General features: G+C 72.3%; 22 protein-coding genes. 13 read left to right on the top strand and 9 right to left on the bottom strand.

Annotated features, from left to right (window positions below; translation table 11 throughout):
- Positions 1-73: 73 nt before the first annotated feature.
- Genes ABT288_RS20325 through ABT288_RS20310 form a run of 4 tightly spaced genes read right to left on the bottom strand, consistent with a single transcriptional unit; the run spans position 74 to position 4,210 of the window.
- Positions 74-970, bottom strand: a complete 897-nt coding sequence (locus tag ABT288_RS20325; protein ID WP_351609466.1) for a LysR family transcriptional regulator — start codon at positions 968-970, stop codon at positions 74-76.
- A gap of 17 nt (positions 971-987) precedes the next feature.
- Positions 988-1,917, bottom strand: coding sequence for a DMT family transporter (locus tag ABT288_RS20320; RefSeq protein ID WP_351609463.1), 930 nt, complete (start codon positions 1,915-1,917; stop codon positions 988-990).
- Between the two features lie 29 nt (positions 1,918-1,946).
- A complete protein-coding gene (locus ABT288_RS20315) occupies positions 1,947-2,873 on the bottom strand; it encodes an EamA family transporter (protein WP_351609460.1) in 927 nt (308 codons plus the stop codon).
- Entirely contained in the window at positions 2,870-4,210 is a 1,341-nt protein-coding gene (locus ABT288_RS20310) for an MFS transporter (RefSeq protein ID WP_351609458.1), read from the bottom strand. Before ABT288_RS20310 ends, ABT288_RS20315 begins: the two co-directional genes overlap by 4 nt.
- A 99-nt stretch (positions 4,211-4,309) precedes the next feature.
- Between ABT288_RS20310 and ABT288_RS20305 the strand changes: the two genes are divergently transcribed.
- Complete coding sequence (locus ABT288_RS20305) at positions 4,310-4,816, top strand: MarR family winged helix-turn-helix transcriptional regulator (RefSeq protein WP_351609455.1); 507 nt, start codon at positions 4,310-4,312, stop codon at positions 4,814-4,816.
- A gap of 7 nt (positions 4,817-4,823) precedes the next feature.
- Here the strand turns inward: ABT288_RS20305 and ABT288_RS20300 are convergent, their stop codons facing one another.
- Complete coding sequence (locus ABT288_RS20300) at positions 4,824-6,398, bottom strand: FAD-dependent monooxygenase (protein WP_351609453.1); 1,575 nt, start codon at positions 6,396-6,398, stop codon at positions 4,824-4,826.
- 129 nt (positions 6,399-6,527) lie between these two features.
- Between ABT288_RS20300 and ABT288_RS20295 the strand changes: the two genes are divergently transcribed.
- The gene (locus ABT288_RS20295; protein WP_351609450.1) at positions 6,528-7,124 is read left to right on the top strand and encodes a TetR/AcrR family transcriptional regulator; all 597 of its coding nucleotides are present in this window, start codon (positions 6,528-6,530) and stop codon (positions 7,122-7,124) included.
- A 144-nt stretch (positions 7,125-7,268) separates the two neighbouring features.
- Here the strand turns inward: ABT288_RS20295 and ABT288_RS20290 are convergent, their stop codons facing one another.
- From ABT288_RS20290 to ABT288_RS20280, 3 genes are read right to left on the bottom strand one after another with little or no spacing between them, the layout of a single operon-like run.
- Entirely contained in the window at positions 7,269-7,544 is a 276-nt protein-coding gene (locus ABT288_RS20290) for a hypothetical protein (RefSeq protein WP_351609447.1), read from the bottom strand.
- Positions 7,545-7,602: 58 nt separating this feature from the next.
- Positions 7,603-9,693 (bottom strand): 4-alpha-glucanotransferase, encoded by a 2,091-nt coding sequence (malQ, locus tag ABT288_RS20285; protein WP_351609445.1) that lies wholly within the window; start codon positions 9,691-9,693, stop codon positions 7,603-7,605.
- The gene (locus tag ABT288_RS20280; RefSeq protein WP_351609443.1) at positions 9,694-9,957 is read right to left on the bottom strand and encodes a hypothetical protein; all 264 of its coding nucleotides are present in this window, start codon (positions 9,955-9,957) and stop codon (positions 9,694-9,696) included.
- A 213-nt stretch (positions 9,958-10,170) separates the two neighbouring features.
- On the opposite strand from ABT288_RS20280, the gene ABT288_RS20275 reads away from it, so the two are divergent.
- The gene (locus ABT288_RS20275; RefSeq protein WP_351609440.1) at positions 10,171-10,557 is read left to right on the top strand and encodes a hypothetical protein; all 387 of its coding nucleotides are present in this window, start codon (positions 10,171-10,173) and stop codon (positions 10,555-10,557) included.
- Positions 10,558-10,641: 84 nt separating this feature from the next.
- Here the strand turns inward: ABT288_RS20275 and ABT288_RS20270 are convergent, their stop codons facing one another.
- On the bottom strand, positions 10,642-11,178 hold the full coding sequence (locus tag ABT288_RS20270) for an HNH endonuclease (protein ID WP_228625160.1): 537 nt from the start codon (positions 11,176-11,178) through the stop codon (positions 10,642-10,644).
- Between the two features lie 324 nt (positions 11,179-11,502).
- Here ABT288_RS20270 and ABT288_RS20265 point away from each other — a divergent pair, with 324 nt between their 5' ends.
- From ABT288_RS20265 to ABT288_RS20220, 10 genes are all read left to right on the top strand, one after another.
- A complete protein-coding gene (locus ABT288_RS20265; protein ID WP_351609437.1) occupies positions 11,503-12,615 on the top strand; it encodes a mechanosensitive ion channel family protein in 1,113 nt (370 codons plus the stop codon).
- Positions 12,616-12,787: 172 nt separating this feature from the next.
- The gene (locus ABT288_RS20260; RefSeq protein ID WP_351609501.1) at positions 12,788-13,546 is read left to right on the top strand and encodes a Uma2 family endonuclease; all 759 of its coding nucleotides are present in this window, start codon (positions 12,788-12,790) and stop codon (positions 13,544-13,546) included.
- A 35-nt stretch (positions 13,547-13,581) separates the two neighbouring features.
- Positions 13,582-14,793: an ROK family transcriptional regulator gene (locus ABT288_RS20255; RefSeq protein ID WP_351609434.1), complete on the top strand. Its 1,212-nt coding sequence runs from the start codon at positions 13,582-13,584 to the stop codon at positions 14,791-14,793.
- 49 nt (positions 14,794-14,842) lie between these two features.
- Entirely contained in the window at positions 14,843-16,189 is a 1,347-nt protein-coding gene (locus tag ABT288_RS20250; protein ID WP_351609431.1) for an ABC transporter substrate-binding protein, read from the top strand.
- Positions 16,190-16,192: 3 nt separating this feature from the next.
- Entirely contained in the window at positions 16,193-17,134 is a 942-nt protein-coding gene (locus tag ABT288_RS20245; protein ID WP_351609428.1) for a carbohydrate ABC transporter permease, read from the top strand.
- 2 nt (positions 17,135-17,136) lie between these two features.
- Positions 17,137-18,030 (top strand): carbohydrate ABC transporter permease, encoded by an 894-nt coding sequence (locus ABT288_RS20240; protein WP_351609425.1) that lies wholly within the window; start codon positions 17,137-17,139, stop codon positions 18,028-18,030.
- 7 nt (positions 18,031-18,037) lie between these two features.
- Complete coding sequence (locus tag ABT288_RS20235; protein WP_351609422.1) at positions 18,038-19,303, top strand: 6-phospho-beta-glucosidase; 1,266 nt, start codon at positions 18,038-18,040, stop codon at positions 19,301-19,303.
- Positions 19,294-20,265, top strand: a complete 972-nt coding sequence (locus ABT288_RS20230; RefSeq protein ID WP_351609419.1) for an N-acetylglucosamine kinase — start codon at positions 19,294-19,296, stop codon at positions 20,263-20,265. The genes ABT288_RS20235 and ABT288_RS20230 overlap by 10 nt, the downstream gene beginning before the upstream one ends.
- A gap of 169 nt (positions 20,266-20,434) precedes the next feature.
- Complete coding sequence (locus ABT288_RS20225; protein WP_351609416.1) at positions 20,435-21,871, top strand: GlnX family signal transduction membrane protein; 1,437 nt, start codon at positions 20,435-20,437, stop codon at positions 21,869-21,871.
- Between the two features lie 14 nt (positions 21,872-21,885).
- Positions 21,886-22,920 (top strand): glutamate ABC transporter substrate-binding protein, encoded by a 1,035-nt coding sequence (locus tag ABT288_RS20220; protein WP_351609498.1) that lies wholly within the window; start codon positions 21,886-21,888, stop codon positions 22,918-22,920.
- Positions 22,921-22,946: the final 26 nt, after the last annotated feature.

Genomic DNA, 22,946 nt, shown 5'->3' with positions numbered 1-22,946 from the left:
GATCAGCTCGCCCATCACCCTGCTCGGCGTGTACGCCGGCCAGATCGACGCCGTGAGCGTCCAGTGACGGCCCTCAGACGGCGGCTGCGGTACGGAGGGCCTCGAGGACGCGGGCCACCGCCCGCCCCGTCTCCCCGCCCCTGCGCACCGCCGCCGTCACGTGCCGGACCGGTCCGTCCGGGCCGAGGTCGCGCATGACCACCCCGTCGCGGCGGCCCGCGGCCATGCGGGGGACCAGGGCCACGCCCATGTCCGCCTCCACCATGGCGAGGATCGCGGTCCAGCCGGAAGCCGAGTGGCCCTGGTGGGGGCTGAAGCCGGCCGCCTCGCAGGCGCGGCGGGTGATGTCCGACCAGGGGCCGCTGCCGCCGAAGATCCAGGGCTCGGCGGCCAGGTCGGTGAGGGTCAGGCCGGGGGCCGTGGCCAGGGGGTGGTCGGGGGGCAGGGCGACGTCCAAGGGGTCGGCCAGGAGGGGTACTTGGGTGAGGCGGGGGTCCGCCGCGCTGGGCGCCGACGCCGTGAGGGACAGGGCGAGGTCGACCTCGCCGGCGGTCAGGAGGTCGTAGGCCTCCGCGGCCTCCGCCTCCTGTACGCGGACGGTCACCCCTGGGTGCGTGTCCCGCAGGGTCCGCACGGCCGGTACGACCAGGGCGGGTACGGACGTCGAGAACGCGGCGACCCGGACCTCGCCCGCCTCCCCCTGGACGTACGCCGCCAACGCGGCCTCCGTGCGCTCCAGTTGCTCGAAGACCGGCTCGGTGTGGGCCAGCACCAGGCGGGCCGCGTCGGTGAGCCGGACCCGGCGGCCGCGCGCCTCCAGCAGAGGCACGCCGAGCTGCCGGGCGAGGTTGGTGAGCTGCTGGGAGACGGCGGACGGAGTCATGTGCAGGGCCTCGGCCGTCGCGGTCACGGTGCCGCGCTCGCGCAGGGTGCGCAGGATCTGCAGCTTCCGGAGGTCCCAGTCGGCCATGCCCGGAAAACTACACGTCAACGCCGTGAACCCGCGCCCAGCACCACCCCGCCCAGGATCAGCGCCATCGACAGCAGCTGCGGCAGGCCCGTCGTCTCGCCGAGGACGGCCCAGGACAGGACGGCCACGCAGACCGGCTGGAGGTGGTAGACGATGCCCGCGCGGGTCGCGCCGATCAGGGCGACGGCCTTGTTCCAGGCGAAGAAGGCCACCGCGGAGGAGGCGACGCCGACGTAGAGGAGCGGCAGGACGGTGGCGGGGGTGGGGTGGAAGGAGCCCTGCACGGTCACGCTCACCGCCTGCGCGGGCAGGAGGAGGACCGTGCCGGTCAGGAACGTGGTGAACAGGAAGCCCGTGCCGTGGAGTCCGGCGGGCCTGCGGCGCAGCAGCGCGCTGTAGCCGGCGAAGCAGCAGGCCGCCGCGATCATCCACAGATCGCCGGGCGGGTGGGCCGTACCGCCGCCGGACAGCAGCGTCACGCCCGCGCAGGCGACGAGCAGGCCGGCGGTGCGGCGCGCGCCGAGCCGTACGCCGCCCAGCCGGTCGAAGACCGCCATGAGCACCGGCGACGCGGCCATGATCATGCCCATGGTGGCGGCCGGGGTGGTCAGTCCGGCCTGGTTGACGAGGGTGTTGTAGGTGGCCACGCCGAGGAGGGAGACGAGGAGGACGTAGCGGGCGTGGCGGCGGATCAGGGCCCGCTGCCGCCAGGCCTGCCGGGCGCCGAAGGGGGCTACGGCCAGGAGCGCGATGACCCAGCGCCAGAAGGCGTGCTGGACGGGCGGGACGCTGTCGTGCAGACCCCGGGAGGTGACGAAGCTGCCGGACCAGACGAGGGTGGCGAGGGCGGCGAGGGCCAGGCCGGTCGCGGGGGCGGCGGCCTTGCGGGCGGGTGCGGTGGGGTTGGAGGTGGGGGTGGGGGTGGTCCTGGGCAGGACGGCGGCCACGGGGCTCCTTTTCGGTGGATGGTGTGTCCCTACCGTCGCAGTGCCCGATCCATCAGGTCCATCGAATCTTTGCGAGCATTCTTTTCAGCTGAACTGAAAGGTCTCCCGCCGCCACCGAGCTGTCCCGCCAGCGTCGCGCCGAACGCCAGCGCCATGCCCCCCACCTGCACCGGTGTGAGCGCCTGGCCGAGGGCCGCCCAGCCGACGACGGCCGCGGTGAGCGGGGAGAGCGGGCCGAGGAAGGCGACCTGGGTCGCGGTGAGCCGGCCGATGCCGCGGAACCAGAGCCAGTACGCCACCGCCGTGTTGGCCAGGGCCAGGTAGAGATAGCCGCCTGCGGCGCGGGCGTCCAGGGCGGGCGGCGCTCCCTCGGCCAGGAAGGCGAGCGGGGCGATGAGCAGGCCCCCGGCGGTGAGCTGCCAGCCGGTGAGCGCCAGCGGGCCGACGCCGTCGGGGCGGCCCCATCTCTTGGTCAGCACCGTGCCGGCTGCCATGGAGGCGGTGGCGGCGAAGGCCGCGAGCACGCCCACGGCATCGAGGGCTCCGGCTCCCTGGAGGACGACTAGGCTGACGCCGAGCGCGGCCACGACCCCGGTGACGAGCGTGCGCGGGGCCGGGCGCCGCCCGAGCAGCAGCGCCGAGAGGCCGACGACGAACAACGGCTGGACCGAGCCGACGACGGCGGCCATACCGCCGGGCAGCCGGTACGCCGACACGAACAACAGCGGGAAGAAGGCGCCGATGTTGAGCGCGCCGAGCACCGCCGACCGCCACCACCAGCCGCCCCGCGGCAGCACCCGGGTCAGCGCCAGCAGGAGCAGCCCGGCGGGCAGGGCCCGCAGGAGGGCCGTGAACAGGGGGCGGTCCGGCGGAAGGAAGACGGTGGTGACGGCGTAGGTGGTGCCCCAGGAGACGGGGGCGAGCGCGGTGAGCGGGACGGTCACGGTTCGCTTCACGGCCGGGTCCCCCGGGTTCCCGCGGCATCGGCAAGGACAGGGGTGGGGGTGCAGGTGGGGCCGGGGGCGGAGGCGGGGGCGTCGCCCCGGGCCACCGTCGCCGGCAGCGGTCGTACCGCCTCCGCCGGCAGTCGGGGTTCCGTCCGGATCAGGAGGGCCGCGGCGACGGCCGAGGTGAGGACGAGGACGGCCCACGGCGCGCGGCCGTCCAGCGCGAGCAGGGCCGTGAACAGGGAGGGCGCCACGGCCTTCGCCAGGGACCAGGACATCTGGTACGCCGCCAGATACCGGCCGCGCACCGCTTCGGGCGCCGCCGCCATCGCGAGCACCTGGGCGGCGGGGCTGTGGATCAGCTCGCCGAGGGTGTAGACGACGACCACGGCGACCAGGGCCCCGCCCAGGACCGTGACCGAGCCCGGTCGTACGGTGCCGAGCACGATCTGCGCGGCGAACGCGGTCGCGAACAGGCCCCCGCCCAGCGCCGCCGCCCGGGTGCGCCGGGCCCCGGCCCCGCGGACCCGCGCGCCCACGCCGACACCCGCGACCGCGCACAGCACGGTGTTGAGGGTGAACGCGGCGCCGGTGAGCACCGACGGCCCGTGCAGCCACTCCACCATGAAGAGGGGGAAGAGGACCGACAGAGCCGAATAGCTCAGCGCGTTGAGGAAGTTGGCGCCGGTGACGACCAGGAAGGGCCGGTCGGCGAGGACGAGCCGGTAGCCGGCACCGGCCCGGCGCGAGAGCGGCGCCGCACCGGCCGTGCGCACCTGCCGCAGGGGCCGCAGGAGCAGCGCCGCCAGCGCGAAGGAGAGGGCGTTGCCCCAGGCCGCGTACGTGTAACCGGCGCTGCCCGCGAAGGAGATGACCAGCGTGGCCAGCAGGGCGCCCGCCCCGTTGCCGGCGTTCTGCAGGGCGCGCGTCGACGCCTGCAGCCGGTCCTGCCCCGCGCCGCTCGCCACCTCGCCGATCAGGGACTGCTGGGCCGCCGGGAAGGCCCGGTCGGCGGCGGCCGTGACCAGGGCGACGGCCGCGAAGGCGGGGAGGGAGTGGGCGAAGGGGTAGAGGGCGAAGCCGGCGACCCGGACGCCGTACAGGGCGTACTGCACCCGCTTCGCGCCGTACCGGTCGACCGCCGTGCCGGCGAGGGGCAGTACGGCGATGCCCGCGAGGCCGGTGGCGGTGAGCACGGCGCCCACGACCGCGAAGGACAGCCCGGTGACGGCATGGAAGAAGACCAGCGTGAACGGGACGTACATGCCGGTGCCGATGCCGTTGACGGCGGCGGTGACGGGCAGGGTCCACTCGCCGGGTATGCGCTCGTTCTCTTTTGCCACCATGACCCCCTGAAGTAACTTGGCAGGAAGTAGCTTAGCTCTAAGTCACTTTCCAGCAAGTTACTTTCTTGCCGGCAACCACCCGGGAGGCATACTCGGCACATGAGCGCAGGCAAGGATTCGGTGGACGCGATCATCGACCAGTGGGCGGCCGTACGGCCCGACCTCGACTCCAGGGCGATGGAGGTCTTCGGGCGGATCTACCGCCTCTCCCGGACCATGGGCGACCGCATGGAGAAGGCATACCGGCCCTACGGCATCTCACGCGGCGAGTTCGACGTGCTCGCGACCCTGCGCCGGGCCGGCGAGCCGTACACCCTCTCGCCGCGCCAGCTGTCGGCCACCCTCATGCTCACCACCGGCGGAATGACCGGGCGGCTCGACAAGCTGGAGAAGGCCGGCCTGCTGCGCCGCTCCCCCGATCCGCACGACCGCCGGGGCCTGCAGGTGACACTGACCGACAAGGGACTGGACATCATCGACCGGGCGGTCGGCGCGGGCCTCGCGGTCCAGACGGAAGCCCTGTCCTTCCTCGACGACGAACAGGTCGGCCAACTGGCCGACCTGCTGAGGGAGTTGCTCGCCGGTACGCTGGAGTCGCCGCACTAGGAGCGGCTCAGCCGCCGACGTGCGCGGCGAGCGCCGCCTCGACGTCCGCCGCGCCGGCCGCGTCGGCGGCCCAGGCCGCGTATCCGTCGGGGCGGACCAGCACGGTCGTACGGCGGTCGCTCGCCCAGTGCGCCACGGCCAGCCGGTCCGCACGGCCGGGTCCCGCCTCGTACGGCTCCGGGGTGATCAGCACGAACCGGCCGCCGCGCAGGGCCTCGTAGAGGCGGCCGCCACCGGCCAGGGCGACGTCCGGTACCCGGGTGCCGGTGAGGCGGTGGGCGCCGCGCGGTGCCGGGTAGCGGTAGCCGATGCCCGTGACCTGGCCCGCGACCTTGCGCCGGGCGGGGCCGACGGCGTTCAGGAACGTGGTGAGCGCGGCGCGGGCCGCGAGGGTCCAGGGGCGTTTGGCCATGGCGAGGCGGACGATCCCGCCGCTGCTGCGCAGCACCGACCTGCCCACGGGGTGCCGCTCGGCCTGGTAGCTGTCGAGCAGCGCGGGCTCGGCGTGACCGGTGACGACGGCGGCGAGCTTCCAGCTCAGGTTGGCCGCGTCCTGCAGGCCGGTGTTCATGCCCTGGCCGCCGGCCGGGGTGTGCACATGCGCGGCGTCGCCCGCCAGGAAGACCCGCCCGACCCGGTAGGCGGTCGCCTGCCGTTCGTCACTGTGGAAGCGGGACATCCAGCGGGCGTCGTGCATCCCGAAGTCCCGGCCGAGGGCGAGTCGGGTGATCTCCTGGACCTCCGCCAGGTCCAGCGGCTCGGTGTCGGGGACGTTGCGGTCGCGGTGCCAGCCGATCACCCGGTGGTAGCCGTCGCCGAACGGCGCGAGAAAGGCGAAGGCGTCGCCGACGGCGTTGACGGTGAGCAGGGTCGGCGGCTTCTCGGCGAGCCGGACGTCGGCGAGGACCACGGACCGGATCACCGACCTGCCCGGGAAGGGCAGCCCGATCGCGTCCCGTACGGCACTGCGCATGCCGTCGGCGCCGACGACGTACGCCGCCCGCAGGTTCTCCGTACGCCCCTCGGGCCCGCGCACCTCGACGGTCACCCCGTCGGCGTCCTGCGTGAGCCCCGTCAGTTCGGTCTCGTGGCGGAAGCCGGCCCCCGCCTCGACCGCGCGGCGCTCCAGGACCTTCTCGACCTCGTACTGCGGGAGGACGAGGAGGTGGTTGAACCGGGAGGGAAGGGCGGCGAGGTCGACGGTGAGCCGGCCGAAGAGGTTGAGACGGTCCAGGGGTTGGCCGGACTTCTCGAGCTCGTCGGCGAGAGCGCGGGCGTCGAGCTGTTCCAGGGTGCGCGCGTGCAGGACGAAGGCGCGGGAGAGGTTGCTGATCCTGTGGGGGCGCTTTTCGAGGACGGTGACCGGGACGCCGGCGGTGGCGAGGTCGCCGGCGAGGAGCAGGCCGGTGGGGCCGGAGCCGACGACGATGACGGTTCCGGGCGTGCCGGTGCCGTCGGCGCTGTTGGTGGTGCTGGTGGTGCTGGTGGTGCTGGTGGTGCTGGTGGTGCTGGTGGTGGTGCTGGTGGTGCTGGTGGTGGGGCTGATGCCGTTGTTGCCAGTGGTGCCGGTGGTGCCGGTCATGACGGCCTCCTGGATGCCAACGCCTGTTGGCCAACAACTGTTGGTCAACGCTTGTTGGCAAGCCTAGAACCGGGCAGGCGTGACGGTCAACACTTGTTGGCCTACACGCGTTGGCCTACGCTCGTTGGCATGACTGGCACGACTGGCATGACCGGCAGCACGAAGACGGAACAGGCCCGCCGCTCCGACGCCACCCGTAGCGCCATCCTCCACGCGGCCCGCGAGCGGTTCGCCGCCGACGGCTATGAGCGGGCCACCATCCGGGCGATCGCCAAGGACGCGCGCATCGACCCGTCCATGGTGATGCGCTACTACGGCAGCAAGGAGGGTCTCTTCGCCGCGGCCGTCGCGCTGGACCTGCGGCTGCCCGATCTGACGAGGGTGCCCCGGGAGGAGGTCGGGCGGGCACTGGTGGGCCACTTCCTGGACCTGTGGGAGGAGAACGAGGAGCTGACGGCCGTCCTCCGGGTCGGCGCCACCAACCAGGCCGGGGCCGAGCGGATGCAGGGCATCTTCCGGGACCAGCTGCTGCCGCTGGCCGAACAGGTGTGTCCCGATCCCGAGCAGGTCCCGGCGCGGGCCGCGCTGTGCGCCGCGCAGCTGCTCGGGCTGGCCCTGACCCGCTATGTGCTGCGGCTGCCGGCGGCGCGGGAACTGACCCGCGAGGAACTGCTGGCGTGGCTCGGGCCGACCGTACGGCGGTATCTGACCGCGCCGAATCCCTGAGCCGTACAGAACCTCTGAGCCGTACCGAACCCCGGAAAGGGGCCCGAAAGACACAACGCCGAGGGCGCCGGCCTCACCCGGGTACGGCGTCGCGCGCGTACCGGCGGGAGGACGGGCGCCCCCGGCGACAGAACCGGTGTCCGGTCAGGCCTTGGCCTTGGCCCCGGACTTCGCGCCGGACGAGGGCTTGATGGTCCTGACCGTGGACTTGTCCAGCGCCATCACCAGGCCGGCGATGACCACGAACAGCGCGATCGGGAGCAGCACGTAGAGGCCCAGCGTCTGCATGACGTTCAGGCCGGGGCCGGGGTCGTCGCCGTCGTCGCGGGTCAGCGCGAGCGCGGGGGACGACATGAGCAGCATCATCAGCGTCGTACCAGCGGCCAGGGCGCCGGCGCGCAGGGCGTTCTTCTTGTCCACGATCTCAAGTTAGCGAACGCTTCCGAAGGCCGCGCGCCCGGGGTCCCGTACGGGGGGCTCACACGACTCTGGCCTGCTCGAACACTTGGAGCAGTGCCCTCAGCCGAGGGGAGGACGTCAGTTCCTCCAGCGGCACCGGCCGGCCCTCGGGGTCCGCGAGGGGCAGCCGCCAGTTCGGGTACTGGTCCCAGGTCCCCGGCAGATTCTGCGGGCGGCGGTCGCCGACGCCGTCCGGGAGCCAGACGCCGATCAGCCGGGCCGGGGTGCGCAGCAGGAAGCGGTGGACGGCGCGGATCTCCTCCTCCTCGTCGCTGCCCGGCGGTCCGGCGGCCGCCAGGTCCAGCAGGCCGAGGCTGCCGAGCAGGGCGAGCCACTCGGCGGTGTCGGCCGTGGCCTCGGCGCGTTCCTCGGTCGCGGAGCGGGTGAGCAGGCCGAGCCGGTCGCGCAGGTCGACGTGGTCGCCGGTGAGCCGGGCGGCCGTGGGCGGCAGGTCATGGGTGGTGGCGGTGGCCAGGCAGTCGGCGCGCCAGCGCTCGGGCGGCAGCGGGCGTCCGTCGCCCTCCCAGTCGCGTTCGAACCACAGCACCGAGGTGCCGAGCACCCCGCGCCGCTGCAGCGTCTCGCGCACACCGGGCTCGACGGTGCCGAGGTCCTCGCCGATCACGACGGCCCCGGCGCGGGTGGCCTCCAGGGCGAGGATCGCGAGCATGGCGTCGGCGTCGTACCGGACGTAGGTGCCCCCGGTGGGCGGGCTGCCCTGCGGGACCCACCACAGCCGGAACAGACCCATGACGTGGTCGATGCGCAGGGCGCCGGCGGAGCGGAACAGGGCGCGCAGGAGCTCGCGGTAGGGGGCGTACCCGGTGGCGGCGAGCCGGTCGGGGCGCCAGGGCGGCAGGCCCCAGTCCTGGCCGCGGGCGTTGAAGGCGTCTGGTGGGGCTCCGACGGACATGCCGGCGGCGAACACGTCCTGCTGGGCCCAGGCGTCGGCGCCGACGGGGTGCACGCCGACGGCGAGGTCGTGCACGATCCCGACCGGCATGCCGGCCTCGCGGGCGGCGCGCTGGACGGCGCGGAGCTGGCCGTCGGTGAGCCAGGCCAGGCGGGCGTGGAACTCGACGCGGTCGGCGAGCTCGGCGCGGGCGCGCGCGGTCGCGGCCGAGCGGGGATCCCGCAGGCCCGGCGGCCACCGCTGCCAGTCGGAGCCGTGGATCTCGGCGAGGGCGTACCAGGTGGCGTGGTCGTCGAGGGCCTGGCCGTGGGCGGCGCGGAAGTCGTCGTAGGCGGCCCGGCGGCCGGGGCCGAGGGGGACGGCCAGGACCAGGTCCAGCGCCGCGCGCTTGAGTTCCCACACCGCGTCCCGGTCGATGAGGGCGCCCTTGTCGAGGACGGCGGCGCGCAGCCGCTCGGCCCGCTCCAGCAGGGCGCTCAGCCGCTCGCGGTCCGCGACGTAGGCGTACTCGGGGATGTCCTCGATCCGCAGGTGGACGGGGTCGGGGAAGCGGCGGGAGGACGGGCGGTAGGGGGAGGGGTCGGAGGGGGCGCCGGGTACGGCCGCGTGCAGCGGGTTGACCTGGACGAATCCGGCGCCGGCGGTGCGTCCGGCCCAGCCGGCCAACTCGGCGAGGTCGGCGAGGTCGCCCATGCCCCAGGAGCGGCGGGAGAGCAGGGAGTACAGCTGGACGAGGAGGCCGTAGGAGCGGCCGGGCGGGGCGGGCAGCCGGTCGGGGGCGACGACGAGGTGGGCGTGGCCGGTGCGGCCGTCGGGTGCGAGGGCGGTCACCCGGTGCACGCCGAGCGGCAGTTCCGCGGCGGTGTCCCGCTCCTGGCCGTCCTCGGTCTCGACGCGCAGGCGGGTGCCGGGCGGCAGCGCGGCGAGGGCGGCGGGGCCCTGCGGGTCGCCGGCCCAGTGCACGAGCGTCGGCGGCAGCAGGCGCTCGCGCAGCTCGCGTTCCCGTGCGGTGAGGGCGGTGCCTACGGCGGCGGGGCCGGTCGCGTCGACGCCGAGGGCGGCCAGGGCGGCGGCCACGGCGGAGGCGGGGACCGCGACGTCGCGGCCGGGGGCGGGGCTGTAGGAGGTGGCGACCCCGTGCAGCCCGGCGAGCCGGGCCAGGTCCGCGTCCGCGAGGTCCTCGAACGCCGCGGTCATCTACGACCTCGCGCCGAAGTCACCGGACTCGTACGACTGCGCGCCGAAGGCGTCCGACTCGCTGGTCAGCGGGGTGGCCTCGGCGAGCGGCGGCTCGCTGGTGAGGGGCTCGGCGTCGGGCAGGGGCGGTTCGCTGGTCAGCGGGGCCTGGGCGCAGGCACTCTCGGCGCTGAACACGCTCAGCGGCGTGTCGCCGGTCGGGGCGGACGGGTCCGCCCCGGGTTTCCACTGGTCCGGGATCGAGAGCGGAGCCGGTGCGGCCACGGGGGCCTCCTTCTGGGTGGCGGTCGGATGCTGCGGTTTTGAACGGATTACGGCAGGCCTACCCCGTGACGGCGCGGGCACTCCCGACACCTGCTCGAACACGAGACGACGGGTGGTGCGCGCCCCCTGGCCTCTGACCTCGCGCCGGGTGCGGCCGGGCAGCGGGCGCGGGCCGGGGCTGCTGTTCGTGTGCTCCTGCCGGCGCCGTGGGCCGTGGCGAACACCTCCGGCACCGGTCGCGGGCGCATGCCGTTGACGGTCTTCGCGCTGGTCCTCGTGGTCGGTGCGGGCGCGGTATGGCCGGCCGGGGGCACGGCCGGCGCGGTCGGGCGGCTGCCGGCGGGGGGGCGGCGGGCGCTCCTGGCTGTGCTGCGCGGGGACTCGCTCGGCGCGGGCATGACCTTCTGCACGACGGGCATCGGTCTGACGGCCGCCGCGATCCTCGTCGCCCTCGCGATCGCCCTCTACGGCCTCGCCGGCCGGGGGTACACCGCGCTGCTGGTTCCGGTGGGCGTGTACGCCTGCTGTCCGCCGGCGGCGGCCGCCTCACTGCTCCCACTGTGGCGTTCGGCGCGTCCGGGGGAGCTGCGGTACGCGTGAGCCGCACGGCTCCGGGGGCACGGTGGGCTCCCGGAGCCGGTTCGCGTCCTCGGCGCGGCAGGTACGCGAAGGCCCGGATCGCCGTCAGGCAGAAATGCCGTCGATCCGGGCCATGGCGTCGTCCGCGCCGTACGGCTGCAAGTAGGGCAGCCAGCGCGGGTCCCTGTGCCCGGTGCCGATGATGCGCCAGGCGAGCCCGCTCGGCGGCGCCGGTTTGTGGCGCAGGCGCCACCCCAGTTCGACGAGGTGACGGTCGGCCTTCACGTGGTTGCAGCGGCGGCAGGAGGCCACCACGTTGTCCCAGACGTGCTTGCCCCCGCGACTGCGCGGGATGACGTGGTCGACGCTGGTTGCGACGCCACCGCAGTACATGCACCGGCCCCCGTCGCGCGCGAAGAGCGCACGTCGGGTGAGGGGAACGGGCCCCCGATAGGGAACCCGGACGAATCGCTTGAGCCGGACCACGCTGGGTGCGGGGACTGTGACGGTTGCGCTGTGCATATAGGCGCCGGATTCCTCGAGGGAGACGGCCTTGTTCTCCAGGACGAGGACGAGCGCGCGGCGGAGCGGTACGACGCCGAGCGGCTCGTACGACGCGTTGAGGACCAGGACATGCGGCACGGGTGCCTCCTTGGGCGTCGGCGGCGCGTGGCTCGCGCCGGGACGATCTGCAGTCAGTCTCCCCTCATGCCTGGTGGAAGCGCCACCATGTCCCGGTAACGGGCTGGGAGTGTTTTCGACCACACCGGATACTTCCCCCGGATCATGGCCTGTTCAAGCCGACGTGAGTCCCGTCTCTCCTGCGCACCTCCTTGGCGGATCCGCGCGATGCCCACACAATGCCCCGTTAGTGTGGTGGCCCTGTCCGTCCGGTGACCTTTTCGTGACCTTGAAGACCTTGACCGCCCACCGGCACGGACCGCGCAGCACCTGGAGGTATCTGCCGTGTCGTCCTTGCCCGCCGTCCTCCTGGCCGCCGGTGCGTCGCCGACCCCGTCCCCCCCTCCGTCCGAGACGGCGCCGGCCGTGCCGGCGTCGCTGCAGGACGCCCAGCAGAGCGCGACGAACGCGGCGAGCTGGGTCGAGCAGAACTGGTCGACCTGGCTCGCGATGGGACTGCAGATCCTGCTGATCGTGGTGATAGCGGTCGCGCTGCGCGCGATGGTGCGGCGGGCGATCACCAAGCTGATAGACCGGATGGGCCGCACCGCCGAGGCCGTGAACGGCACGGCGCTGGGCGGGCTGCTGGTCAACGCCGAGCGGCGCCGACAGCGATCGGCGGCGATCGGCTCGGTGCTGCGGTCGGTGGCGAGCTTCCTGATCCTCGGTACGGCCGCGCTGATGGTGCTGTCCACCTTCAAGATCAACCTGGCGCCGCTGCTGGCGTCGGCCGGGGTGGCCGGTGTGGCGATCGGTTTCGGCGCGCGGAACCTGGTCACCGACTTCCTCTCCGGCGTGTTCATGATCCTGGAGGACCAGTACGGCGTCGGTGACGTGGTCGACGCGGGCGTGGCCACCGGCGAGGTGATCGAGGTCGGGCTGCGCGTGACCAAGCTGCGCGGCGCGGACGGCGAGATCTGGTACGTCCGCAACGGCGAGGTCAAGCGGATCGGCAACCTCTCCCAGGGCTGGGCCACGGCGGGCGTGGACGTCACCGTCAAGGCCTCCGAGGACCTGGACCGGGTCAAGGCCACGCTGGACGACGTCGCCGAGCACATGAGCAAGGAAGAGCCCTGGAACGAGCTGCTGTGGGGCCCGATCGAGGTCCTCGGCCTGGACTCGGTGCTGATCGACTCCATGGTGGTGCGGGTCTCGGCCAAGACCATGCCGGGCAAGGCGCTGACGGTCGAACGGGAGATCCGCTGGCGCATCAAGCGCGCGTTCGACCAGGCGAGCATCCGCATCGTGGGCGGCGCGACGTCGGTCGAGGACGCGGAGGACACCCCCGACCCGGCGGCCTCGGTGGCCGCCCCGTCGGTCTTCGCCAACGCGGACTCCGCGCAGGCGAAGGCGACGACGCCGATAGCTCCGCAGCAGCCGGAGCCTCCGGGCAAGTAGCGAGCGGAACGGTTCAGCACACTCGTTCGAGTGAACAGACGGGGCATTCCGGCGCGCAGGGCGCATGGGGTGCCCCATCGTTCTGCCGGGGCGCCCAGCGCGGGCTTAGCCTGGCATCAGCGTGACGAGGAGAACCAGGGATGAGCGCCGAACCATCATGGAGAGGGTCGTGATGCAGGTGGACCCCATCGACCTGTTGAGCGTGATCGAAGAAGCGTCGCCGACGCCGATTCGACCCGAGTATGTCGAGGGGACGGTCATCGCGCCGCCGCAACCTGACGAAAACCACAACGACGGCATCGGCGAACTGCACTACCAGTTCCGCACAGCCGGTTTCCGCCTCGTCGGCTTCGGCTGCGGCTACCGCGCCGCCCATAAGGACGGCAGCACCATGGCCTTGCTCATTCCGGACTTTTACGCGCGTCGCCGTAAGGCCTCGGAACTCGACGAGTCGTATCGCAAGGCCAACAAGGGCTGGTACCCGGTTGACATGATCGCCCTGGTCGGCGAAGTCACGTCATCCAATCACTGGGCGGACACCGGACCGAAACTCCGCACCTATGCTGCCGCCGGTGTCCCCGCCTACGTTCTGATCAACCGCAACACGAAGACTGCCCACTGCTATACGGACCCCATTCTCCCGAGTGACGACCCCACAAAGGCGTACTACAGCGTGGACACCCCGGTCGACCTCGGCAGCCCCCTCCCCTCCCCGCCCCCTGCCCCACCCTCGACACCACCCCCTTCCTCGACAACTGAGCCCCCGGACGATCCCGCCCCCGAGGTAACGACTCCGTCTCCTCGGGGCCGTTGTCTATTGACGCCCCCTTCGTCCTGGGCTTACGTTCCTCGCACCGCGATAGGAAACTTTCCTAACAGTGATCTTCCGGCGTCCGTTGATCAAGGCTGGACGCCACGCCCGGGTCGCTGAAAAGCTGGGTGGCTGGAAAGGCAGGTGTCGACCCCATGGCAGGAACCGCCGGTACGCCGGGCACCCCGCGCGTGCTGCGCGCCATGAACGACCGCGCCGCCCTGGACCTCCTGCTGGAGCACGGGCCGCTGTCGCGCACCCGGATCGGGAAGCTCACCGGCCTGTCCAAGCCCACCGCCTCCCAGCTGCTGGCCCGCCTGGAGGCGGCCGGACTGGTGCGGGTCACCGGCACCAGCGAGGGCCGGCCGGGCCCCAACGCCCAGCTGTACGCCGTCAACCCCGCGGCCGCGCACGCAGCCGGGCTCGATGTGACCCCGGAGCGGATCCGCGCCGCCGTCGCCGACATCACCGGGCGGACCGTGGGTGAATTCGAGCTGCCGACCCCGGGGCGGCGGCCCGCCCGACCCGTCGTCCAGCAGGTCACCGACGCGCTCGACGGTGCCGTCAAGGCCGCCGGACTCGCCCGGTCCGATGTGCACCGGCTGGTCATCGGCACCCCGGGCGCCTTCGACCCCAACACCGGGCGGCTGCGCTACGCCTCCCACCTCCCCGGCTGGCACTCCCCCACCCTGCTCGACGAGCTCGCCGCCGCCCTGCCGATGCCGGTGGAGTACGAGAACGACGTCAACCTCGTCGCCCTCGCCGAACAGCGGCTCGGCGCCGCGAGGGGCCACGGCGACTTCGTCCTCCTGTGGAACCAGGAGGGGCTCGGCGCCGCCCTGGTCCTCGGCGGCCGGCTGCACCGCGGCTGGACCGGCGGCGCCGGCGAGGTCGGCTTCCTGCCGGTGCCGGGCACGCCCCTGGTCCGGCAGGTGACCAAGGCCAACAGCGGTGGCTACCAGGAGCTGGCCGGCTCCCAGGCCGTACCGAAGCTGGCCCGTGAACTCGGCATCCCGGACCTGCCGTCGGGGTCGTACACCGAGGTCGCCGCCGAGCTCGTGGCGCGGGGTGCCGACCACGTCTCCGGCCCCTACCGGGAGCTGCTCCAGACCTACGCGACCCGGCTCGCCACCGGTCTCGCCTCGCTCGTCTCGGTCCTCGACCCCGAACTCGTCGTCCTCAGCGGCTCCGCGCTGACGGCCGGCGGCGAGGTCCTGCGCGCCCTCGTCCAGGCCGAACTGGAGGAGCTGGCCGCGGCCCGCCCCCGGCTGGTCGTCGGCGACGTCCACGAACACCCCGTTCTGCGCGGCGCGTTGGAGTCCGCGCTCGTGACCACCCGCGACGAGGTCTTCGACACCTCGCGCTGACCCCGGCAGCACCTCTCTTCCCGTTCACCCGTCCCTGGGAGACCTCGCCATGCCCACAGCCATACCCGAAGTCGCCCGAAAAGCGGCTTTCGCCCTGACCGCCTCCGCGCTGCTGCTCACCGCCACCGCCTGTACCGGACAGTCCGGCTCCGGGGCCACGGACGACGCCTCGAAGGACACGACCATCAACTTCTGGCACGCCTGGAGCGCGCCGAACGAGGTGCAGGCCGTCAAGTCCCTGGTCGCCGGCTTCGAGAAGGCGCACCCCAACATCCACGTGAACATCGTCGGCAACATGACGGACGACAAGATCAACCAGGCGCTGCGGTCGGGCGGTGACAAGGCACCGGACGTGATCTCCTCGTTCACCACCAACAATGTGGGCAAGTTCTGTTCCTCGGGCGCGCTGGTCGACCTCAACCCCTTCTTCAGGAAGTCCGGGATCGACCCCGAGAAGACGTTCCCGAAGACGATGAACGAATACACCCAGTTCGACGGCAACCGCTGCACCGCGCCACTGCTCGGTGACGCGTACGGGCTCTACTACAACAAGACGGCGTTCAAGCAGGCCGGTATCGCGAATCCGCCGAAGACCTGGTCCGAGTTCGAGGCGGACGCCAAGAAACTGACCATCCCCCAGGGCGATGGCTACAAGCAGCTCGGATTCATGCCGGACTACCACGGCTGGGAGACCACCACCGAGCACTACTTCGCCCAGTTCTCGCCGACGTACTTCGGCAAGGACGGCAAGTCGGACCTCGCCACGGACCCGGCGTTCGAAAAGGGCTTCACACTCCAGAAGCGGCTCGTGGACGAACTCGGCGGATTCCAGAAGCTGGAGAAGTTCCGGGCGACGCTGGGTGACGAATGGGGTCCCAAGCACCCCTTCCACACCGGTCAGGTCGCCATGCAGCTCGACGGCGAATGGCGGCTCGGGATGGCCGAGCAGACCAAGCCGAAGTTCGAGATCGGGGTCGCCCCGCTGCCCGTGCCCGACGACCAGGCGGCGCAGTACGGCAAGGGCTACATCACCGGCACCATCGCGGGCATCGCCGCCACCAGCCACAAGCAGAACGCGGCCTGGGAATTCGTCAAGTACATCACCACGGACACGGACGCGGTGGTCGGCTTCGCCAACGACATCCACAACGTCCCCTCCACGCTGGCCGCGCTGAAGTCGCCGAAGCTGAAGTACGACCCGCGCTTCAAGACGTTCCTCGACATCGCCGCCGACCCGGACTCCACCACCACGCCCGCCTCGGTCAACGGCGGTGTGTACCTGGTGACGATCCAGCAGTTCGGTTATGACTACGAGAGCGGCAAGGCCACCGATCTGAAGGCCGGTCTGAAGAAGACGGCCGCGCAGATCGACACGGACATCGCGCAGGCGAAGTAGCCGATGAGTACGGTCACTCCGGCGTCGAAGCGCCGTCGGTCGGCGCTTCGCACCCTCGCCTTCATGTCGCCCTGGCTGATCGGTTTCGCGGTCTTCTTCGCGTATCCCCTGATCTCGACGGTCTATTTCTCCTTCATGCACTACGACGGTTTCCGGCCGCCGACGTGGAGCGGCGGGAAGAACTGGCGTTACGTCTTCGAGCACTACCCGCTCTTCTGGCCGGCCCTGCGCAACACGCTGTGGCTGGTCCTGGTGATGGTGTCGTTGCGGGTCGTCTTCGGGCTCGGCATCGGCCTGCTCATCACCAGGATCAGGACGGGTACGGGGGTCTTCCGCACCCTGTTCTACCTGCCGTACCTCGCCCCGCCGGTCGCCGCGACCATGGCCTTCGCCTTCCTGCTCAACCCCGGTACGGGCCCGGTCAACTCGATCCTTGAGAAGGCGGGCATCCCGGCGCCGGGCTGGTTCAACGACCCCGCCTGGTCCAAACCGGCCCTGACCCTGCTGGCGCTGTGGGGCATCGGCGACCTCATGGTCATCTTCATGGCCGCCCTGCTGGACGTGCCGGCCGAGCAGTACGAGGCGGCCGAGCTGGACGGGGCCTCGGCCTGGCAGCGGTTCCGGTACGTCACCCTGCCGAACATCTCACCGATCGTGATGTTCGCGGTCGTCACCGGCGTGATCCAGACCATGCAGTGCTACACCCAGCCGCTGATCGCCGGGAAGGTCGCCTCCGGGGTGATCCAGGGCGCGGGCACCCAGTTCGAGCCCGGCTACCCGGACAAGTCCACGCTCACCCTCCCCCAGCTCGTCTACAACCTCGGCTTCCAGCGCTTCGACTACGGCTCGGCCTGTGTGGTGGCCCTGGTGCTGTTCGCCCTGTCGATGGTGTTCACCGGGTTCCTGATGCGGCGCCGGGGCGGTCTCATCCAGGCAGGTGACTGACCATGACCCAAGTACTGGACAAGCCGGTGGAGTTGAGGACGCCCTCCACGGCCGCCGAGCGCACCGCCCGGCGCAGGGCGCTGTTCGAATGGATCGCGGTCCACTCCCTCGGCGTCGCCGCCGCGCTGTTCTTCACCCTGCCGTTCGTGTTCGTCTTCCTGACCTCGCTGATGAGCGACACCCAGGCGCTCAGCCGCGACCTGATCCCGCACACCTGGGAGTGGGGCAACTACCGGAAGGTCTTCGACACCCCCGGCTTCCTCACCTGGTGGAAGAACACGCTGATCTACGCCGGCCTCGGCACCGTCCTGACCGTGGTGTCGTCCATCCCGGTGGCGTACGCGCTCGCCAAGTTCCGCTTCCGGGGCCGCAATCTGTCCCTGATGCTGGTGATCTCGATGATGATGCTGCCCCCGCAGGTGGTCATCATCCCGATGTACCTGTTCTGGGCGAAACAGCTGGACCTGTCCGGCACGCTGTGGCCGCTGATCATCCCGATGGCGTTCGGCGACGCGTTCTCCATCTTCCTGCTGCGCCAGTTCCTGATGACGATCCCGAACGAGTACCTGGACGCCGCGCGGGTGGACGGCTGCGGGGACCTCAGAACCCTGCTGAAGGTCGTCCTGCCCATGGCCAGGCCGGGGATCGCGGCCGTCGCCCTCTTCCAGTTCTTCTACGCCTGGAACGACTACTTCGGGCCGCAGATCTACGCCTCCGAGAACCCCGGCGCCTGGACGCTGAGCTACGGCCTGGAGTCCTTCAAGGGCGCCCACCACACGGACTGGAACCTCACGATGGCCGCGACCGTGCTGGTCATGGCCCCTGTGATCCTCGTGTTCTTCTTCGCCCAGAAGGCGTTCGTCGAGGGCGTCACGCTCACCGGAGTGAAGGGTTAACCACGACATGAAACTCACCGTGGTCGGCGGAGGCTCGACCTACACCCCCGAACTCATCGACGGCTTCGCACGCCTCAGGGACACCCTGCCCATCGAGGAACTCGTCCTCGTGGACCCGGCCGCCGAGCGGCTGGAGCTGGTGGGCGGGCTGGCCCGGCGGATCTTCGCCAGGCAGGGCCACCCCGGCCGGATCGTGACCACCGCCGACCTGGACGCGGGCGTGGACGGCGCCGACGCCGTGCTGCTCCAGCTGCGCGTCGGCGGACAGGCGGCCCGCGAGCAGGACGAGACCTGGCCGCTGGAGTGCGGCTGCGTCGGCCAGGAGACCACCGGCGCGGGCGGCCTGGCCAAGGCGCTGCGCACGGTCCCGGTGGTCCTCGGCATCGCCGAACGGGTCCGCCGTGCCAACCCGCGCGCGTGGATCATCGACTTCACCAACCCGGTCGGCATCGTCACCCGCGCCCTGCTCCAGGCCGGGCACCGGGCGGTCGGCCTGTGCAACGTGGCGATCGGCTTCCAGCGGAAGTTCGCGAACCTGCTCGGCGTGGCGCCGGCCGACGTGCATCTGGCGCACGTGGGCCTCAACCACCTCACCTGGGAGACCGGAGTACGGCTGGGCGGCCCGGAGGGGGAGAACGTCCTGCCCAAGCTCCTGGCCGAGCACGGCGAGGCGATCGCCGACGACCTGCACCTGCCGCGCCCCCTCCTGGACCGCCTGGGCGTGGTCCCCTCCTACTACCTGCGCTACTACTACGCCCACGACGAGGTCGTACGCGAACTGCGCACCAAGCCGTCCCGGGCCGCGGAAGTGGCGGCCATGGAGCGGGAGTTGCTTCAGATGTACGGCGATCCGGCCCTGGACGAGAAGCCGGCGCTGCTCGCCCGGCGCGGCGGCGCCTACTACTCGGAGGCGGCCGTGGACCTGGCGGCGGCGCTGCTGGGCGGGGGAGGCAGCCCGTACCAGGTGGTGAACGCGTTCAACCGGGGCACCCTGCCGTTCCTCCCCGACGACGCGGTGATCGAGGTGCAGGCCGCGGTCGGCCCGGCCGGCCCGGTCCCGCTGCCGGTGCCGGAGCCGGCTCCCCTGTTCACCGGTCTGATCGCGAACGTGACGGCGTACGAGGACCTTGCCCTGGAGGCGGCGCTGCGCGGCGGCCGTGACCGCGTCTTCCGCGCCCTGCTCGCCCATCCGCTGATCGGTCAGCACGCGTACGCCGACGCCCTCACCGACCAGCTGATCGCACACAACCGGGAGCACCTCGCGTGGGCCTGACCCAGACCGTCCTCGCCATCGACGCGGGGAACAGCAAGACCGACGTGGCCGTGGTCACCGCCGCCGGGGAGGTGCTGGCCACGGCCCGTGGCGGCGGTTTCCGCCCGCCCGCGGTGGGGGTGAGGGCGGCGGTGGACGCGCTGGCCGAACCGGTGGGGCGCGCCTTCGCGGACGCGGGCCTCACGTCCGTCGCGCATGTCTCGGCGTGCCTCGCCAACGCCGATCTGCCCGTCGAGGAGGAGCAGTTGGCGACGGCGCTCCAGGCGCGCGGCTGGGGCGCGTCGGTGCAGGTGCGCAACGACACCTTCGCGATCCTGCGCGCGGGCGTCGCCGAGCCCCGCGGGGTGGCCGTGGTGTGCGGGGCGGGCATCAACTGCGTCGGCATGCGCCCCGACGGCCGTACCGCGCGCTTCCCGGCCATCGGCCGGATCTCCGGTGACTGGGGCGGGGGCTGGGGCCTGGCGGAGGAGGCGCTGTGGTTCGCGGCCCGCGCGGAGGACGGCCGGGGCGAGCCGACGGCCCTGGCCCGCACCCTGCCCGGCCACTTCGGGCTGCCGACGATGTACGCGCTGATCGAGGCGCTGCACCTGGAGCACGTCGGCCACGACCGCCGGCACGAGCTGACCCCGGTGCTCTTCGCGACGGCCGCCGACGGCGATGCGGTGGCCCGCTCGATCGTCGCCCGGCTCGCGGCGGAGGTGGCGGTGATGGCCACGGTGGCGCTGACCCGCCTGGACCTGCTCGACGAGGAGACGCCGGTGCTGCTGGGCGGCAGCGTCCTGACCGCCGGGCACGCCCTGCTCGACGACGGCATCCGCGACCTGCTGACCGCGCGCGCCCCCAAGGCCGACGTCCGCGTGGTCACGGCGAGCCCGGTCCTGGGCGCGGCCCTGCTGGGACTGGACCGCCTGGGGGCGGCCCCGCAGGCGCGGGAGCGGGCGCGGGGGCACTGGGAGGGGTAGCCGCTGCCCCACCTCCCCGGCGCCCTCCCCGGGGGAACCGAACAGATGCTCCCGGCGTATTCATGAGCAGCGCACGCTGCGATCCGATCAAGATCCAGTGAAGGCCGGTGCGGATGTCGGTCCGGGCGGCGATACTTGGCGGCGAACGGATGACCATGGGGGAGGTCGAGTGACACACCCGCCGAAGAGCACGGCAGCGCCACCGGTGGCGGGCTCCGGCCTGCCCGGAGCCCCCGGCATCCCCGCGCAGCCCGTCCGCCCGGCGCCCGCCGGCTCCCCCGCGCCGTCCGCCCGGCGGAGCGCGTTCGCCGAGGGCGTCGACCGGCTGCGGGACGCGGCGACCACCGAGCCGGGGCGGCTGCGGATCATCGGGGCCGTACTGGCACTGCTGGTCGTGGCGTTCGGCGCGGCCGCGGCCTGGCAGGCCAGTGAGCGGGGGGCCGCCGCCGACGACGTGCTGCACCGCAGCCAGCCGCTGAGTTCCGGCGCGGCGGACATCTACCGGTCGCTGGCCGATGCCAACACGGCCGCCTCCAGCGGTTTCCTGGCCGGCGGTCAGGAGACGGCCGTCTCCCGCGACCGGTACGAGAAGGACATCCGTACCGCCGCCGCGGGCCTGGTGACGGCCGCCGCGAACGCCGAGCCGGGCTCCGCCTCCGAGACGACCGTCGCCAGGCTGAACACGCTGCTGCCCGAGTACAAGGGGCTCATCGAGCGGGCGCGGACCTACAACCGGCAGGGCTACCCGGTCGGCGGCGCGTATCTGCGGTACGCCAACGAGAAGATGCAGAAGGAGATGCTCCCGGCGGCGGAGGATCTCTACACCAAGGAGAACCAGCGGCTCGACGCCGACTACGGCGACGCGACGCCGTATCCGTGGGTCGCCATCGCGCTCGGCGTGCTCGCCCTCGCCGCGCTCGGCTGGGCCCAGAACCGCACCTACCGGCGCACCAACCGCGTCCTCAACCACGGCCTGGTCGCCGCCTCCGCCGCCACGACCGTCGCCCTGCTGTGGCTGGTCGTCGGGCACGCGGTGGCCCGCTCGGAGCTGAACGGCTCCTACGACCACGGCATCCGCTCGCTGACCGTCCTGCACGACGCCCGGATCGCCTCCCTGAAGGCACGCGGCAACGAGAACCTGAGCCTGGTGGCGCGCGGCGCGGAGACCGTCACGGTCGACGGGCAGACGTACGACGCGTACTACTACGACTTCGACAAGGACATGACCAACCTCGGCACGAGCCTGGCCCGGGCGGCGAAGCTCGCCGACGACCAGGGCGGCAGCACTCCGGTGAAGGCGGCCGAGGGCAACATGGCGGTGTGGAAGCAGCGCCACACCGCCGCCCGCACCGAGGACGAGGACGGCAACTACCAGCAGGCGCTGGACGAGGTGATCGGCGCCAAGGGCGCCACCGGCGAGTGCTTCGACGGAGTCGACACCAATCTCGCCCGGGCCATCGACCACGAGCAGGCCGAGTTCCAGCGGGCCGCCGGCGACGGCCGGGACGCCATGGCCGGGCTGCCGGCCGGCGCGGCCGTGCTCGCGGCGCTCGGCGCGGCCGGCGCGCTGTTCGGCATCGGCCGCAGGCTTTCGGAGTACCGGTGACAGGGGGCATGACGATGTACGCGGCGCGTGTACGGGCCTCCCTGCGGGGCTGGGGCGGGGTCGGCGCGATGGCGGTGCTGTGCGCGCTGGCTCTGGCGTTCGTCCTGCTGCTGCCGTGCACCCAGCAGCCCCTGCCGCACCGCCCGGCGCGGACCGGTCAGGCCGTCGCCAACGGTGTGCAGGCCCGCGCCACGGACTGCACGCCCTCCGGGGCGCAGAACCAGACCCTGTCGCCGTCCGGCGCGGACGGCCCGACGATCGACGCGATCAAGGCCCGTACGGGCGCCAAGCGCAAGCTGATCGTCGGCGTGGACCAGAACAGCTACCACTGGGGCTACCGCAACCCCAACACCCAGGGCGCGGAGCTGGAGGGCTTCGACATCGACCTGGTGCACCGGATCGCGCAGGACATCCTCGGCGACCCGGAGGCGGTGCAGTTCAAGGCGATCCCGACCAGCCAGCGGATCTCCGCGATACAGGACGGGCGGGTGGACATGGTCGTGCGGACCATGACCATCACCTGCGACCGGCTGTCCCAGGTGGCGTTCTCCGCCCCCTACTTCAAGACCGGACAGCAGGTCCTCGCGCCCAAGTCGTCGTCCGTCACGGGCTACAACAGCACCCTGGCGCACAAGAGGATCTGTACGGCGGCCGGTTCGACGGCGTACACCAAACTGGACGCCGACAAGAAGGACGGCACCCTGCCCGCCTCCACGGACATCTCCACCACCGTGCCGAACCAGCTCGACTGCCTGGTCAGGCTGCAACTCGGCGAGGCGGACGCGGTGGTGACCGACGGCGCGCTCGCCGCCAGCCAGGCAGCGCAGGACCCGACCGTCGAACTCAAGGGCGGGGCGTTCACCACCGAGTACTACGGCGTGGCGATGAAGAGGGACGCCTCCGATCTGGTACGCCGGGTCAATCGCATCCTGGTGGACTACCGCGCCGGCGGCTGGCAGGTGTCGTACGACAAGTGGCTGTCGGCGACACTGGGGAAGGACTCGAGCGCGTCCAAGCCGCCCGCGCCGCAGTATCTGCGCACGAGCTGAGCCACATCCGACCGGAAACCTTAAAG

Origin of the sequence: Streptomyces sp. NPDC001093, assembly GCF_040298985.1 — a bacterium.
Taxonomy (GTDB): Bacteria; Actinomycetota; Actinomycetes; order Streptomycetales; family Streptomycetaceae; genus Streptomyces.
The sequence above is the reverse complement of the archived record's forward strand: the minus strand, read 5'-3'. Positions and strand labels throughout refer to the sequence as shown.